This is a genomic window from Candidatus Zixiibacteriota bacterium (assembly GCA_029860345.1).
In the GTDB taxonomy this organism is placed as follows: Bacteria; Zixibacteria; MSB-5A5; order GN15; family FEB-12; genus JAJRTA01.
In genome coordinates this window covers 1-18324 of record JAOUBJ010000015.1, presented here as the reverse complement: position 1 = coordinate 18324, position 18324 = coordinate 1, and the positions used below count along the sequence as shown (strand labels likewise).

6 protein-coding genes are annotated in these 18324 nt (G+C 56.9%); 3 read left to right on the top strand and 3 right to left on the bottom strand.

Annotated features, from left to right (window positions below; genetic code table 11):
• Nucleotides 1-232 precede the first annotated feature (232 nt).
• Entirely contained in the window at nt 233-4552 is a 4320-nt protein-coding gene (locus tag OEV49_14130) for a M4 family metallopeptidase (protein MDH3892212.1), read from the bottom strand.
• A 356-nt stretch (nt 4553-4908) separates the two neighbouring features.
• Here OEV49_14130 and OEV49_14125 point away from each other — a divergent pair, with 356 nt between their 5' ends.
• On the top strand, nt 4909-5643 hold the full coding sequence (locus tag OEV49_14125; protein MDH3892211.1) for a DUF4412 domain-containing protein: 735 nt from the start codon (nt 4909-4911) through the stop codon (nt 5641-5643).
• A 361-nt stretch (nt 5644-6004) separates the two neighbouring features.
• Here OEV49_14125 and OEV49_14120 read toward each other — a convergent pair whose 3' ends face one another.
• Nucleotides 6005-7228 (bottom strand): dicarboxylate/amino acid:cation symporter, encoded by a 1224-nt coding sequence (locus tag OEV49_14120; protein ID MDH3892210.1) that lies wholly within the window; start codon nt 7226-7228, stop codon nt 6005-6007.
• Nucleotides 7229-7517: 289 nt separating this feature from the next.
• On the opposite strand from OEV49_14120, the gene OEV49_14115 reads away from it, so the two are divergent.
• Entirely contained in the window at nt 7518-11777 is a 4260-nt protein-coding gene (locus tag OEV49_14115; protein ID MDH3892209.1) for a thrombospondin type 3 repeat-containing protein, read from the top strand.
• Between the two features lie 436 nt (nt 11778-12213).
• Nucleotides 12214-15591: a T9SS type A sorting domain-containing protein gene (locus tag OEV49_14110; GenBank protein ID MDH3892208.1), complete on the top strand. Its 3378-nt coding sequence runs from the start codon at nt 12214-12216 to the stop codon at nt 15589-15591.
• Between the two features lie 307 nt (nt 15592-15898).
• On the opposite strand, the gene OEV49_14105 is transcribed toward OEV49_14110, so the two are convergent.
• Nucleotides 15899-17950, bottom strand: coding sequence for a tetratricopeptide repeat protein (locus OEV49_14105; GenBank protein ID MDH3892207.1), 2052 nt, complete (start codon nt 17948-17950; stop codon nt 15899-15901).
• Nucleotides 17951-18324 lie beyond the last annotated feature (374 nt).

The window sequence follows — 18324 nt, the reverse complement described above, 5'->3', positions numbered from 1 at the left end:
TAGATACTGCAGGGGGTGGGGACCTGCGGGCGCCGTCACGCGGGGTCGCATGACGGCACGGTACCCCACCCAGAGGCTTTGCGGCGGGTGGGTTTGGTGGGCGGCAGACGCTCTCACATAAACGGGTCTGTCGGTCTGCCCCTGCCCCGTGGCGCACGAGCACGTACACCACGGTAGGCCACCCAGAGGCGTTGCGCCGGGTGGGTTTATGTGCAACGACGCAGGCAAGCCGCTAATCGCAGGTGACGGGCGCACCACCGTTGAACATGAAGTCGACCAGCGCCACCAGATCGGCAATTGTGATCTGGTCGTCGGCATCGAAATCGGCGGCGGCCATAATGTCCGGCGGCGGGCCGCCGTTGAACATGAAATCGACGAGATATACCAAGTCGGAAATGTTGGGTCCTTCACCGTCGTTGTCGATGTCGGCACAAACAAACGACAGGAAAATCTCAAAAGCCAGCACACTTTCATCGACACTGCCGACATCGTCGGTGACTTGCGCCGTGAACGTGATAATCTGCTCCAACGCAACCGTCCCGCTAAGCAAGCCGCTCTCTGACAAAGTCAACCCGGTGCCCACTAGATCACCGTTCTTATCGGTCCAGTGAGCCGCGCCGGTGCCACCGGATGATTCAAGTTGCTCGGTGTATGAAGCGTCAACGGCACCGTCGGGTAACGAAGTCGTGGTCACAGCGATCGGGACATTGATTGTGAAGGCGAAGGGCTGAGTGGCGCTACCGCCTCCCTCATCGGTAACCAGGGCCGTGAAACTGATCGGCCCGACGGCCAAAGGCACGCCTGACACCTGGCCGGTCGATGACAATGTCAGTCCGGTCCCGGTCAGTTCTGAAGCCTGGTCGCTGAAAGTTTTGGCGCCGGTTCCGCCACTGGTGAATATCTGCTCCGAAAATGCGATGCCCTGTGTCCAATCGGGCAGCACTATGGTTGTAAACTGCAGTTCCGGGTTGATGGTGATGCTGAATTGTCGTTCGTCGGTACCGGCGACGTCGTCGGTGACCAGTGCCCAAAAGGTGATGCCCCCGACGCTGGTAGGCGTACCCGACAACAGACCATCGGTCGACAAGGTCAGCCCGGTCCCCACCAGGTCGCCATCTCGATCGACCCAGGTATAGGGAGAGCTGCCACCGGCAGCATCAAGTTGTTGTGAATAAGCAGCGTTAACAGTCCAGTCGGGTAGACCGGCGGTAACGATGCCGACAGCGGCAGCGATATCGAAACTGAAAAACTTCTCCGCATCACCGCCACCTTCGTCTGTAACTCGCGCCGTGAAACTGACCTCACCGGCCACAAAGGGGATGCCCATAAGCAGACCGGTCGGTGTAAGTGTGAGGCCGCTCCCGGTCAGATCATTGTTCTTGTCGCTCCAGGTCTGGTTGCCGGTGCCGCCGGTGGAGGCTATCTGGAGTGAGTACTCGGCCCCCTGCACCCCATCGGGCAAAGTACCGGTGGAGATCACAAGCTCCGGGTTTATGGTCATGCTCAGCACCTGTTCACCGTTGGCACCCACCTGATCGGTGGCCACGGCCGTGAACGAAACAGCGCCGGCCGTCGGCGTACCGGAAACCACACCACCGGTCGAGAGCGAGAGGCCGGTGCCGATTAGATCATCGAATTTGTCACTCCAGAGTAGAGTGCCGGTGCCGCCTGTACCCGTGAGCGTTTGCGAGTACGATGCGCCCGCTGTCTGATCCGGCAGACTGGTGGTCGTGACCTGCACCGGTGGATTGATAGTGAAGGTCAACAACTGTTCATCGGTGTAGCCACTGTCGTCCAGCACCATGGCCGTGAAGAAGTGACCGCCGCTGGAAAGTGGCGTGCCAGAAACCAATCCGCCGGCGGACAGACTGAGACCGGTTCCGACCAGATCGCCGTCTTTATCGCTCCAGACATAAGGCGCTGCCCCGCCCGACACCTGTAGTTGCTCCGAGTACGGTCTGCCCTCGGTCCAGTCGGGGATATCCTCCTCGACAATTTGCGGGCGGTTCTGCTCACATTCGTATACTATGACCGTTACGTCATCAATGGCCGCCTCAATCACCGAGCCGGCGTTGAGATCGCTAACTTCGAAGCGCACTTTGACCTGACTGGTCGGTGTGACGAAGTTGGAGACGACAAAGCTGTTTTCGTACCAACTGCCGCCTGCTTCGTTGACCGGTCCCACCGTCTCCACCAATACCCAGTTAGCGCCGTCATCGTCGGAGACCCGGACATACATCTCATCGTTGTTGGGATCAGCGCCGTTGTTGTTGGAATACCAGCGAGCGTAGTGAATCTTGGCATCACCCACCGACAGATCGATAGTCGGTGAGGTCAAAATCGTAGTACCGTCGTCGACATCGGAGTTGCCGTCGACATTGTCGGTCAGGTAGCATTGTCCGGAGCCATCGAAGTCATCGGGAGGATCGCCGCGATCGCCGCCGCCCACCGGATCGCCGCGGTTCCATTGGCCGTCTCCGGCGTCGCCGCTTACGGTCCAGCCCTGGTTGGTTTCAAAATCGTCGGCGAACACAGTGATAACATTGGTGGCCGGGTCGGCGCGGTAGGGTGCGGAAGGGTCGGGATCGTAAAAGTAGGCCGAGGCTGCTTCCCGAGCACGGACATAGAATTCGAGGACGCTGCCGCAGTCAATGGCCGGAAGGGTCGCTTCGTAATGATTGTCGGCCAGCGAAGTCATCGGATCATCCAGCCAACCGCTGCCATTGATACGATAAAAGAGTCTGCCGCTACCTGCCACCGGGACGCCGCCCAATTGGCCACTGACCACCACTTCAAAAGTCGTCTCGGCGCCGGGCGTGAGTATCTCCGGAACACCCAGGGGGTAGGAGAAAACCAGCGACGGACCGGGCGTCGATACACCGACGGCATTCCAGGCGTTGGCCACTTGCACTGTCCATGCGCCGGTGGGGTCAAGGTCGTTGGCCGCCGAGATAGTACCCAGGGCTGCCTCGTGATAATCTGTATTCACTCCCCAATAAAACTCGTTGGCCCGCCAGGCAATCAGAATGGCATTCTGATGACCGATGCCGGTGATCGTAACACTATGGTGCGTGCCACCGTCGGACAACAGGGAGAACCACTTGTTACCGACGCCACTGTTGGTGTGGACACCGCAGTAATCGTTGAAGGGGGATGGAGAACAACCGTCGACATCGACCCAATAGGGATCGGAGGTGCCGTAGAAATCCGGATCGCCGTTGTTGTGCGGGTTCTCCATATCGCGAAAACCGCTGCCGCTGGTAGTGCCGTTCTCCCCCATCAGCCAGTCGGGCGTATCCATAGAATCATGCGCAAACTCAAAGGCGGCGCCCAGCATGTCGGAAAACGACTCGTTAAGCGCCCCGGACTCAAGTTGATAGACTAAATTGGAACCGTAGTCGGTCACGGCATGGCCCCACTCGTGTGCAATGACATCGGGGCAACCGGCCAGCGAACGCCAACCGGTCGACCAACTCCAGACAACGATCTGGCTGCCGTTCCAGTAGGCATTGTTATCACCTTCGGCCGAGTAGTTGACACTGGTGAGCATGGTGGAACCACTGCCGTCAAAACTGTTACGACCGAAATGACCCAGCATATAATCATACATCAACATCGAATAGACATGTCCATCCACGGCCGGCGCTTGCGAGGATAGGTCCCAGGTGTTGTCGGCGTCGGTGGCAATTGAGCCCGGCAGCGAACCGCCGGCGATGTTGGTCTGAATGTAACTGCCTGAGGGCATTTGTCCATCGTGGCCGTGCGGGTTATTGGCGGTTTGTCGGGTGTAGTCGCGCATCTGATATTGAGAACCGTTCCAATCGGTATCAATGTGGTAACGCCACTGACCCATGACCCCGATACCCGTTCCGACGTCGTTGGCATCCATGATTCGGTTGGCATTGAAAACGATCTCACCGGAGTGGGCGTCGACAAGATACTCCCAGCGACCCATCGGACTGTCCGACCACAGAAAGGTCCGCCAGCAAAGATAGTCGAAGCCCTCCCAACGGAACACCACCAACTCAGGATCATCCGGTCGAGCTGTTCCGAAAATGGTCGCAAGGTGTTCGAGCGCCCGCTGGACGGCTGCCTCGGAGGTCAAAACCGGAGCTACGTCCACGTCGAGGTCAGCCACATAGTAACCATTGACCGTTCGCAACTCTCCGTCGCTTGAGAAGTGCGATCGCAACTGTGCACCAACCACTCTGACACCCTGGTGATATTGATCGAAAAGCAGGTGCGTCATGCCCAGTTGATCCTGCTGGGTCCGGCTGATTTGCAACTCCTGGCTTGGTTGCATCATGCGCCAGGCGCCTTTGTTGGCCTCAAAAAACGAAATGGTCGCCGCCTCTTCTTGCCCGCGCGGTACCGCCCGCATGAGGTCTCCTTCGACATAGCGGGTGACACCTTCGTCGGTAGCGCGATATGTTGTCACATCAGGATGGTTCTGAAGCAGATTGGGACCAAACGCAGATTCTTCGGAATTCGCAGCCAAGGCGGAACCCACCATAGCCAGTGTCAATGAGAGTGCTGTCGCAAGACGTTTCATTACTCCTCCGATAGAGACTTTCACGATGTTAATCGTCCAAAAAGTGGTAACTCATGAGGGCTGTTAGCATGTACCTGTGTTAACTTATTGTAAAATAGGCGATTGTTTCCACCTGTCAATACAAAAACCGGAACAGGACCGGTCTGACCCGGTATACGAAGAGTACTCATGGGTGCGCCAGAGAGACCCTGCCGACTAACTGTCACTCAAGTTTTTTGTCTTGATGTCGAAGCAGGTAACGACTATGCTCAGACGAGTGCACCGTGCCTTGCCTGTGGATATGGAAGGTATCTTGACCAACGGCTTCGGACCACCAGATATCCCCAGGGCGATTTGTAAACTAAGGAGTGAAGAAAATGTATCTCAGCAACGCCTTCAAACTGATCAGAAACGTGGGAATAGTTGTACTCTTTGTCTGGGTGGCCGATGCCACCGCCGATGTACGCATCAGACAGTTGTTCCAAACCGACGCTGTTGAGATAATGGGACAGGTCATGCCTGCCACACACGATACCAATACCATCTGGCTGTCCGAGAACAATGCGCGCCTTGATGCCGGCGACACTGCCGCCATGATCCTGCTGGGTGACGTGGGCAAGTTGGTGCAACTGGACCATACCAACAAACAGTACTCCGAGATCGTGCTGGGTGAAATCGCCGAGTCGACAGACCCTCAGATGAAGCAAATGTTGAGCATGCTGACCATGACAGTTGTAGTATCACCCACTGGAGACAAACAGAAGATCGGCGAATGGAATTGTCACAAGTACATCATTGAAAAGAAAATGGGCATGATGCAGTCGAGCACCGAGGTGTGGGCTACCGGGGATATCGAAATCAACACCGAGGTTTATCACAAGATTCTCAATAGTCTGATGGCCTATATGCCCGACTACGAAAACGCCATCAAGCAGTTCGGCAAGATCAAGGGGTTGACCGTCAAAGAAACAACCACAACCGAAGTAATGGGTCAAACGATGCGTTCATCATCGGAGTTAGTCGACGTCGAGAAAGAGGATGCACCCAAAGACGCCTTCACTATTCCGGAGGGATACACGCAAGTGGCCATGCCGATGCCGGGGGGACATTAGTACTAAGTTAGTGTAGACGGCTGCTACCCGGTCTGCCATTCCGGGCTTTGACCCGGAATCCATCTTCGATTCACGTGGTTCTTGTGAGCGGCAGACATCCACTTAACACCCCCAAACCGGGTTTGAGGGTGCCACCCAGTTTCGGAGGGGGTGACAAATCCCTTTTTCGCGCTGCGCGCCCTTCCATCCTCACCCGGAGCGGAGTCGAAGGGTGAATCTGCCTAGAAGTTCATGCTTCGACTTCGCTCAGCATGAGGTCGAACTTTCAGCGTCGGGCGGGGTCGCCCAAGGCCACTTTCAGGAGTAGGGCAGCATCCCAGCGATGCTGCCATGCACGAAGTGCGAGAGACCCATTCATGGGCTAACCAGTCTCCTTGATCTCCCGAGTTTCGGCAATCACCGCCGCACCGACCGAGTCGCCCCAGACATTCACCGTGGTGCGACAACGGTCTAGGAACCAGTCAATCGCCCAAATCAAACCGATCCCCTCAAGCGGCAGCCCCACCGCTGCCAGCACGAACACCATTGTAACCGTCCCGGCGTGGGGGATTCCGGCCGCACCGACCGAGGCAAGCGTAGCGGTCAGGAAAATCACCATCTGTTGACCGACAGAAAGATCGATACCGTATATCTGCGCAATGAACATAGCGGCCACCGCTTCGTAGAGTGCGGTGCCGTCCATATTGATGGTGGCGCCGAGCGGTAACACGAACGAAGCCGCACGGCCGTCGACTTTGTTTTTCTCCTCGACCGATTCCATCGTGATCGGTAAGGTGGCCGACGACGAGGCAGTGGTGAAGGCAGTGGTCAAGGCCTGACCCATGTTAAGAAAGTATGCGAACGGTCTGCGTCGACCAAAAAACCACAATAGAGCGGGCAGGACAACAACAGCGTGGATGGCCAATCCGACGATCACGGTCAGGACATACCAGCCCAGACCTGAGGCCAGTTGGTCGAGTGTCTCACGGTTGGAAGCCACGATACCGCCGATCAAGGCCATGACGCCGATGGGTGCGAAGTAGATTATCAGGGTGACCATTTTCATGATTGCGGTGTTGAGACCTTCGAAAAACCTGATTACCACCTTGCCCTTCTCACCGATACTGACCAACACACCGCCAAACAGTAGCGAGAAGACAATCAACGGCAGTACTTTCGTTTGCGCCGCCGCCGCGAAGATATTAGGCGGGATCAGGCCGACCAGTACATCAATCAGCGTCTTCTCCTGGCTGTCGGCAACCAAATCGGGCACGAAGGCGCCGAATGCCTCCACCCCCACGCCGGGTCGGAACAGGTTGACGAGCACAAGCCCGATAAAGACCGACACGCCGGTCGTGATGACATAATAGAGAATGGTCTTACCGGCTGTCCGGCCCAGTTTGCCGACATCACCCAGCGATGCAACACCGACGATCATCGAAGCCACAATCAGGGGCACGACGACCATTTTCAAGGCGTTGAGAAACATCGTTCCCAGAAAACTGATCGCAAGAAACCACTCCCCCACAAAATAGCCGCCGATTACTCCCAGAACCGCCCCTACGATCATGCCGATCAATACGATATTACCGGTTTTCTTGTCCATACTGTGTTTACCACCTGTTAGCGTTTGCCGACTCGCCCGAAGTATAGACTGCCTCAAGCTGGTTGACAACTTCAAAAACAACGCATGAAACGATCCGCATTGCAACTATAGGCATCCTTTTGCGCACTCAAGCGTGGATAGCGCTGCACAATATTTAGCTTGACAAAACGCCGTTCGAGTAGTTAAATTGGTTGTTGTCAAGCATTAGCAGGTCCTATAAAAAAAACAACATGGCAAAAATGCACACGGAGGAATTCTCACCAACTGTCCGCAGAGAGGAGACACACGTATGAGAGGCACCTTGTTAAAACTACTCATGGTGGCGCTGTTGTTCTCGTTCGGAACAGCAATGGCACAGGACGGAGCTTTCACGCTCGATCATGTCGACGGATTGACCGCGGGTGGTCGAATACCAACCGACAACCCGGTTCGTTTTGTCCTTCGGCTGGACAATAATACCGGCGGTACGGTCGATGGCATAGCCAACGCCTGGCAAGTATATTCCCCCGACGGCGCCTGCTGGACCACATTGACCGGTGATACTCTGGGCACTCTGGCCTGGGGAGCCGCTTTCAATTTGCTCTTTCAGATCATACCGTTTGGCGTAGATGGCTGCGGCGCTGACACCATGGCTTTCTCCGGTTCGCGCATGACCTCGGCCGGTTTGCCGACCGGCTTCAACGACACCGCCTACGCGCTGACGATAGGCCCTGTCAGCGACCTCGACAACGGAAAGACTATCTGCCTTGACTCCAGTTACTTTCCTCCTACCGGAGTTTGGAAGTGGGCCAAGAGCGGCGGCATCTCATATTTCCCCACCTGGGACGGTCCCCATTGTTGGACGGTAGATGCCTGCTGGGATGATCCCAATGACTCAGACGGCGACGGCACGGCCGACGCCTGTGACAACTGTCCGTCGACTTTCAATTCCGGGCAGGAGAATAACGATACAGACCAGTTCGGTGACGCTTGCGACAACTGTCCAACCGTCGACAACCCCACCCAGGCCGACGGCGATAGCGACACGGTCGGTGACGATTGCGACAATTGCCCCACCACGCCCAACCCCAACCAAAATGACTCCGACGGCGACGGCATTGGTGACCTCTGCGATGATTGTCCGAACGATCCGGACAACGACATCGACAACGACGGACACTGCGGCGATGTCGACAACTGTCCCACCGTTAATAACCCCGGACAGGAAGACGCCGACGGTGACAATATCGGCGACGCCTGCGATGACTGCACCGACACCGATGGTGACGGCTTCGGCGATCCCGGCTTCCCGAACAACACCTGCCAGCAGGATAACTGCCCCTCCACGCCCAACCCGGGCCAGCAGGATGCAGACTTTGACGGTATCGGCGACGCCTGTGACAACTGTCCCAACACCAACAACCCCGGCCAGGCCGACTGGGACGGCGACGGTGTGGGTGACGACTGCGACAACTGTCTCGCTCATCCCAACGCCAATCAGGCCGACGGTGACGGTGACAATGTCGGCGATGTGTGCGACAACTGTCCGGCCGATCCCAACACTAACCAGGCCGACGTCGATGGCGACAATGTCGGTGATGTTTGCGACAACTGTCCCAACGACCTGAATGGTAATCAGGCCGATAACGACAACGACGACGTCGGCAACGTCTGTGACAACTGTCCTGACGTGGCCAACACCAACCAGTCGGACGTCGACACCGACGCAGTGGGCGACTTCTGCGACAACTGTCCGACCGATCCCAATACGAACCAAAACGACGGTGACAACGATAACGTCGGCGACGTTTGCGACAACTGTCCCACCGACGCCAACACCAATCAGGCCGATGGTGACACCGATACGGTCGGTGACGTTTGCGACAACTGTCCCGTCGATCCCAACACAAACCAGGCCGACGGCGATGGTGACACGGTTGGTGACGTTTGTGACAACTGTCCGACCGATCCCAACACCAACCAGATGGATACCGACGGCGACGACGTGGGTAATCTGTGCGACAACTGTCCCACCGATCCCAATCCGACTCAGGCCGACGGTGACAACGACGGCAAGGGTGACGACTGCGACAACTGTCCTACAGTAGCCAACCCCGGTCAGCAGGATACCGATGGTGACAACATAGGTGACGACTGCGACACCTGCACCGACACCGACGGTGACGGATTCGGCGATCCCGGCTTCCCGGTCAACACCTGCCCGACCGACAACTGTCCCAACACCCCCAATCCCGGTCAGGCTGATGCCGATACCGACGGTGTGGGTGATGTTTGTGACAACTGTCCGGCCACGGCCAACCCCAGTCAGACCGACGGTGATAACGACACAGTCGGTGACGCCTGCGACAACTGTCCCACCACGCCCAACACCAATCAGGCCGACGGCGACGGTGACAACATCGGCGATCTTTGCGACCCGTGTCCTAACGATCCCAACAATGACGGCGACGGCGACGGACATTGCGCAGATGTGGACAACTGTCCCACGGTGCATAACCCGGGTCAGGAAAACGCCGATGGTGACACCTTTGGCGATGACTGCGACGACTGCACCGATACCGACGGTGACGGCGCCGGCGATCCGGGCTTCCCGGCCAACACCTGCCCCGATGATAACTGTCCGGACGATCCGAACGCCGGTCAGGAAGATGGCGACACCGACGGCGTCGGTGACATCTGTGACAACTGTCCCACCGATGCCAACCCGTCACAAGCCGATGCCGACAACGATCAGATCGGTGACGCCTGCGACAACTGTCCCAACGACATCAATCCCTTCCAGGAGGATGACGACAGCGACGGTATCGGCAACGTTTGCGACCCGTGTCCCAACGATCCGGACAACGACATCGACGGTGACGGCCATTGCGCCGATGTGGACAACTGTCCCACGGTGCACAATGTGCTTCAGGAAAATGCCGATGGTGACACTTTTGGTGATGCTTGCGACGACTGCACCGATACCGACGGTGACGGCGCCGGCGATCCGGGTTTCCCGGCCAATACCTGTGCCACCGACAACTGTCCGGATGATCCGAACCCCGGCCAGCAAGATGCCGACACTGACGGCGTAGGTGACATTTGCGACAACTGTCCCACCGATGCCAACCCGTCGCAAGCTGATGCCGACGGCGATCAGATAGGCGACGCCTGCGACAACTGTCCTGACGACATCAATCCCTTCCAGGAAGATGACGACAACGACGGTATCGGCAACGCCTGCGACGCTTGTCCCAACGATCCGGACAACGACATTGACGGCGACGGTCATTGCGCCGATGTGGACAACTGTCCCACGGTGCACAATGTGCTGCAGGAAAACGCCGACGGTGACACCTTTGGTGATGCCTGCGATGACTGCACCGACACCGATGACGACGGCGCCGGTAATCCGGGCTTCCCGGCCAATACTTGCCCCGACGATAATTGTCCCGACACGCCCAACGCGGGTCAGGAAGACAACGACACTGACGGTGTCGGCAATGCCTGTGACAACTGTCAGGAAGACGCCAATCCTTCGCAGAGTGACGGTGACAACGACACGGTCGGAGACGCCTGTGACAATTGTCCGGACGATCCGAACACGAATCAGACCGATACCGACGGCGACGATGTCGGCAACACCTGCGACAACTGCACCAACCAGCCTAATACCGATCAGGCCGATAACGACAATGATAACGTAGGCAACGTCTGCGACAACTGTCCGGATGATGCCAACACCAATCAGTCCGATAGCGACCTTGACGCCGTAGGTGACGTCTGCGACAACTGTCCGGATGATCAGAACACCAACCAGGCGGACGGTGATAGTGACACGGTCGGTGACGTCTGCGACAACTGTCCTATCGACGCCAACTCCGGTCAGGAGGACGGCGACGGTGATGATGTCGGTGACCTCTGTGACAACTGCCCCGAGGATGCCAACACTGGACAGGAGGACAACGACGGCGACATCCTGGGCAACGCCTGTGACAACTGTCCCGATGTTTCCAATGCCAACCAGGAGGATCGCGACAACGACGGTATCGGCGATGTCTGCGATGAATGCCCCGACGATCCGGACAATGACATCGACAACGACGGTCATTGCGGCGACGTGGACAACTGTCCGACCGATCACAACCCCGGCCAGGAAGATCCTGACGGTGACGATCTGGGTTCGGCCTGTGACAACTGCCCGGACGACGCAAACCCCGGTCAGGAAGACAGCGATCTCGATTCGCTGGACGGTGTCGGAGATGTCTGCGACAACTGTCCGGACGATTGGAACCCGGATCAGAGCGACATCGATGACGATGGTATCGGGGATGTATGCGACGGGTGTTGCGAAGGCATCCGCGGCAACATTGACGGCCTCATGGGTGAGCAGTTGAACGTTGCCGACCTGGTATACTTGGTCGACTATATGTTCAACGGCGGCCCGGCGCTGCCATGCTATGAGGAGGGTGACGTCAACGGTGACGGTGAGATCAATATCGCCGATCTCGTCTACGTTGTTGACTATATGTTCGGCGGCGGACCGCCTCCGGTGGATTGCCCCTGGTAATCTCACGCCGCCAACTCTGAATTGAATTGGATGACCACTCCTGTTGAGAGACAGGGGTGGTCTTTTTTTGGATAAGTGGCCACTCCACCCCGCCTGCGGGACCCTTTGACAACGTCCCGTTTGGCGCCATTGCGAGTGATCCCCGCCGCAGGCGGGGCGGTGAAGCGCGGCAATCTCATGCCTCGACTCGGCTCGGCATGACACCTGTGCAACAAACTGAGACGGCCACCGCATCCCGCGAGATTCCGGATACCTCGCCATGACGGTTCCGTGGGTATTTCAACAAACACTGGGGCGGGAGAACGGCCTAACTCCGATGTACGCACAGACGTTTTGCCTTGCCAGTGGCCGGGATTCGGCTATATTGGAGTCGTGAGTCACAATTTACACATCCTTACTCGCAGGTATTGAGTCCGTAACATCGCTGGAGGAAAAGATGAGATTCAAATCTCTGTCGTATGCATTCGCACTGATACTGCTTCTGACCGTTCAGACGTTCGCTCAGTCGATCAGCCTCGACCATGTTGATGGCTTGGCCGGTAGTTCGACTCTGGGCACCGGGCGGGCTGTCGTATTCCACATCAGGATATCCAACCCCACCGACACCAGTTTCGACGGCATCGCCAACGGCTTCCAGGTATTCTCGCCAAATGGCGCCACCTGGTCATCTGTCTATCACGATACTACCGGCACGCTTGGAAAAACGCAGTTTGACGGCGGCGTTTTCCTGCCCAAGTTCTCAGCCAACGGACAAGGCGCCGACACTGTCGGCCTGGGCGCGCTGCGCTTTTTCTCCACAGGAATGCCGGCCGGTTTCGATGATGTCGCCCTTACCATCACCATCGGACCCATCGACCCGATCCACGCCGGGAAAACAATCTGTCTTGACTCTGCCTATTATCCGCCGTCCGGCGTTTGGAAATGGGCGGCGTCGGGTGGTATCGACGTTTTCCCCGCCTGGGACGGGCCGCACTGCTTTGATATTCAAAGGGAGATCACCGGTGACAGTCTTATCGTATCGCCGCAGATTCTCGAATTCGAAACACATGTCGGGCAGAGTCTGTTGCTCTGGGATTCGATCATGGTCGCATCCAACGGCGATCCACTCAATTACTCGGTGCTGATTGATTCGGTCCCGTGGCTGGGCGCCACCCCGATGAGCGGGTCTACCCCGGGCCGCGTACTTGTATCGGTCGATCCCTATATCCTCCCGGCCGGAACTCATTATGGGATGATGACGATCCACGCGCCGCAAGTCGACAACTCACCGGTGCCAATAACGGTTGTATTGCGCGTACTGCCAACCGGACCGGCGGTGACACTGGATCATGTCGACGGACTGTTCAACCACAACAAGATACTGACCAATGAAGAGATCACGTTTTTCCTGCGCATCACGGGAGATGCGAACAGTTACAACGGTCTGGTCAATGGTTTCAGGGTTCGATCAACCACCGGCGCTCACTGGACGTCGACCAGACTTGACACTACCGGTAGTCTGGGTATGGAGCAGTTTGATCTCGGTGTGTTCTTTTCCGATTTCAGCAACAACGGCATGGGCGCCGACACCGTCGGATTTGGTGCCGTGAAGATTTTTGCCAGCGGTCTTCCGCCCGGCTTCGACGATATCGCCCTGACCCTGCAAATAGGACCGATCGATACGGTGTATGAGGACGGGGTCATCTGCATTGATTCATCCTGGTTCCCGCCTTCCGGATTGTGGGGCTGGCAAAGTAGCAGCGGCGGTGGCCTTGTCTTCCCCGCCTGGGATGGACCGCACTGTTTCATCATCGCCAACCGGCCGCCTTCCGATCTGGTGGTGGCGCCTTCACAACTTGAGTTCTTCAAAGTCCGGGGAGAGCCCGACCCACCGCCGCAGACCATGAGTATTCACTCGGCCGGACCGGTATCGGACGACTACCAGGTAGTCTCGGATGTATCGTGGCTTATCCCCCATGCGGGAAGCGGAAGCACACCTGACTCAGTGGTGGTAATGGTGGAAGCCGACGGATTGCCTATTGGTCCTTATGGTGGCAGACTGTTCTTCGAGTCACCGACCGCCCAGAACTCCCCTGTGGTCGTGCCTGTCCAGTTGATGGTACAGCCCGGTATCACACACGTAGGCTTCGATGTCGGTATCAATGCCCACACCGGCAGCGGGCTTGAGGATATCACCGCCCACTTTGGAGTTGATTCGGCTGCCCACGACGGTTTCGATCCACTGCTCGATCAGTTCAAGGCACCTGCGCCGCCGGGCGATTACGTGCGCGTCTTCTTCCCCCATCCGGAGTGGGGACAGTTTCAGGATGAGTTCGCGACCGACTTCCGCTCCCTCTTGCAGCAGGAGTGTAAGGAGTGGGAGATGGTGGTGCAGACGAACCATCCCACCGAGGTTCATCTGGACCCGATCGCCGCACACGACCCGACCAATTACACTATCTCTCTGTTCAACGAGGCAGGACAACTCTTGTCAGATGATTTCGTCCGGCATGGTTATGGATTCATGTCCGACGGTGGTGAGGACCGTTTTATTATCAGGGCTTGCGATTTCGAAGTAGCCTACCAAAACTACACCGGCGGCTGGAACCTGGTTTCATCGCCGTTGGTCGTGCGTGATGGATCGCCGGATGCAGTCTTTCTGGATGATGCGCCTTTCTATCAGTTGTACGGGTGGGACGGCGCGTATTTTTCTCCGAACGAATTTGTTGGGCACGGCCCCGCTTATTGGCTGCTTCTCCCCCAGGCTACAACGGTCGACTATGAGGGCGACCCGATCCAGCCTCACGACAGCATTGTCTGCCTTGATCTCAGGCTGGGATGGAACCTGCTCGGCAATCCGTATCGACACAACGTGGACGCCTTTGCCGCCATGGTCGACTCGGGCGGTTTCCGCTTGCCCATCATGGAGGCAGCCGCGGCCGGTTGGGTCTCCCCCGTGTTCTACGGCTATTTCGGCAACCACTACTTCATGACATCGATGCTGCATAGCGGCCATGGTCAGTGGTTCGCCGCGCTGGTCGAGGGGCTAAAGCTCTGTGTAACCAATACCGGGCCGGTAGCTATCGCGGACAACGATCATCCAGACCTACCGGCCAAGGCGGCCGGGGGCGACGGCCTGCTCACCATCCGTCTGGCCAGCGAACATTCCAGTGTCACTTTTGGCATGGCCGAGGAGGCGCAAAACGGCTTTGACGCACAGTATGATCTGCCGGCACCACCCCCGGCCTTTGTCGCCACTGAGGGAACGATGGTGTTGTTGACGGAAATGGAGCATCAGTTCGGCCGTTATATCCAGGATATCAGACAACCATCAGACCATCAGGAGTGGACGCTTCAGTTGGTCGGTTCGGCAGGTGTCAGTATAGATGTGACCGGCGTGACCGACCTGAAGTCGAGCGGTTACCATCTATCGGTTATTCAGCCAGGCAGTGAGTTTGATCTGACTGTTGAAGATGATCAGACCATCGAACTCGCTCCCGGACAGTACCAGCTTAGCCTCAGTCGAGTTCAGATTTCACCCGACCCAACCTTGCCGGAGGACTATTATCTGGGCAGCAACTACCCCAACCCCTTCAACCCGAATACCAGTCTCACGTTTGGGTTACCTACCTCAGGTCAAGTGACACTTTATGTTTACAATGTTCTCGGGCAGCGTGTGAAAACGCTGGTCGATGAATACGTAGTGGCCGGTCATCATACGGTGTCGTGGAGCGGTCGAGATGATCTGGGCCGGGCGGTTTCAAGCGGAGTCTATTTCTACCGATTGGAGAGCGCTCGATTTGGCCAGACCAGAAAGATGATGTTGGTGAAGTAACAGGTGAGGTTGTGGTGGGCACATACTTCGACTGCGCTCAGTATGACATGCACCACCTTTGGTACCCCACCCAGAGGCTTTGCGTCGGGTGGGATTCCTGGTGTACGCAAGGGGTCGGTGGAATAGTTTTGTAGGGCAGGTCTGTCTTCAGACCTGCCAACACAGCTGGGATCGCATGACGGCCCAAGAGAATATGGACTCCGGGTCAAGGCCCGGAGTGACAGCTGGTTGACATTTTCACGGGGCGCGGCGTGTGGCCGCCTCATACCTTGTTTGGGGCGAATATCAATTCATCACCAGGAGCTTACTACTCCACCAACTGCGGGTAGCGGTCGATCATGCTGCGTATCTCCGCAGCGCCAAGACCGCGTTGCTTGGCAAAACCGAACGCCTGCCGCGCCTGGGTATCAAAGCCCACCTCCAGGTAGGCTTCGGTAGCTTGCTGGAAATACAGGTAGGCGATGTCGGAACTGTTATGCAGCTTTGTCACGTACTCAATCGAACGCTCCGGCTGACCCGCTTTAAGATAGGCCGAGGCCAGCCCCACCAACCCGTTTTGATTACTGCTGTCTATGCGCAACGCTTCATGGAAGAAGTTAAATGATTGGTCTAACTTGTTGAGACGCAGGTAGACAGTGCCGATGTTGCTGGAGGTCGTGGCATTGTATGGGTTGAGTCCATCCGCTACCTCCAGGAGCACTAAGGCGCTGTCCAGAAGTCCCCGCTCGATACAACAGTTGGCCAGATTGGCGTAGGCATCATAGAACAGCGGGTTGAGGTCGATCGCCTTCTTGAAATCAGCCTCGGCCTGGTCGAATCTGCCCGCCTGCAGGCTCTGTTTGCCGCGACTATTAAGGCCGCTCTCCGGAAAATCCTGAGTGGCTAAAGCCAACTCGCGCTCTGCCGAGGCGCTGTCGCCGGTCTGCTTGTAGTAGTCTATGAGTAACCGTCGTGCGTTGCGGTTGCGAGCCTTGTCCAGCTCGAGGTAGTTTTTCAAGTGAGCGATAGCCACCCGAGGCGTCGCTTGCGAGGCCACTCGCGGCGCGAGCAGCATCAGGCCCAGAATGCAGGCCAACGACGAGGCCATAATCGGCACGACACTTTTTGATCTGGACGACAACAGCGCATAGTAGCACATGACGGCCAACGGAACACCTACGATTGAAAACAAGTCCCAGTTGCGCGGCATGCCGATGCCGGGATTGAAAACGTACACCGCGGCCAAAGTTGACAGTGTTACGATGAGCAAGAATCGGTTTTCGACGGATTCGACGAACTTTTTGCCCCATGTCAACATAATGGCTACGACGAGCACAAACAGTCCGGGAACCAGCAGAACCAAAAGGTTGAGCGTGTCGATCGCATGTTTGACCGACAGCAGGTAGTCCCCCTCTACCGTGAACTGGTCCGGTATGATCGGCAGAAATGCAAAAGTGAAAAACCGCAGGCTTATATTCAGATAATGATACAGGGCCAGGCCGAGAAACAGTGCGACCAGGCCGACGATCAGTTTCGTCTTTGGCGGCAATGCCGCCAACCGCAGCACCGGGCCGCTCCGCCTGAGCAGCAGATAAACCAGGCTTGGTAACAGCGTTAGTCCGAAGATGTGTATGAAACCTGCCGCCGCCATAACCGGCAGTGCCCACCATGCGGACAGCCGACCCCTGAGCACCAACAAACCGATAAGAGTGTACAGGGTGAGCAGGGCTATCAAGAGTGCGTAGTTTTCGACATAGCCGAAAAACATCAGAGCATAGCCGCCTGTAGTCAGCCCCAAAAAGAAGAGAATGCGGCGCGGCGTATCTTTGAAAAGCAGCATGGCCCCAATAGTCGTGACGCCCAGCATCAGGAGGCCTGCCGAGACTGAGATGATTCGATAAGTTGTCAGCGCCCGTTGTGGATTGTCGCCCTCGGTCAGGGCGAAGACGGCATCGTTGATGAGGGTGGCACCCACATCCCACGATTTCACCGAGCCCAAACCATCGGCCAGCCGCGACAACAACTGGTAGCCGTCGCCAAGGAAATGAGTCCGGCCGGGAAACAGCACATAGAGTAAACCGGACAAAAGGACCATCGGTATCGCCACATACAAAAACCCCGCCGGACTTGCCCCTGTTTCCTCTTTGCTGATTGGGCGATGAAAGTGCAGGCTGAGACGCCAGGCCACCGGTCCGGCCGCCAGGGCGAACAGTAACGGCAGGATTTGCCAAACGGTTGGAAAATGTGCATACCAATTAAAGCCCCACACCCGTTCCTCGGCTGCTGTCATACCGATAATGAACAGCCCCACCACCAGGTAGTAAACCCCGAGGCAGATTATGGGCTGGTTGTCTGATCGTTCACTGCGTTTTCGCGCCACGGTTGCGTTCCGTTGCTCTGGTTCATCTCTATCGTTTCGATAACGCGGGAAGTATAAGGCTCCATAGTAAGATTGGCAAAATCTAAATGGCTGCAAATTCCAGGGCCTGTACGGCGACTCGCCTGACAGCTGTTAGCCACGAGAGCAGGCGTCGGGCGGGGTCGCCCAACTCCACTCTCAAATCTAGCAGGATGTGAAGGTACTGATTGCGGGTCTTCCTGCCCGGCAAAAGGGGACAATCTTTCGTGTTAGCGTAAATTTTCTTGTGTAAATTGGTGGATTTTTGACAAAGAAATAGGGCATATCCACTTAACAGCTTTCCAAGGAGGATATGCCCATGCGAGAATTGGATTTCTCAGAGAAGAACCTACGCA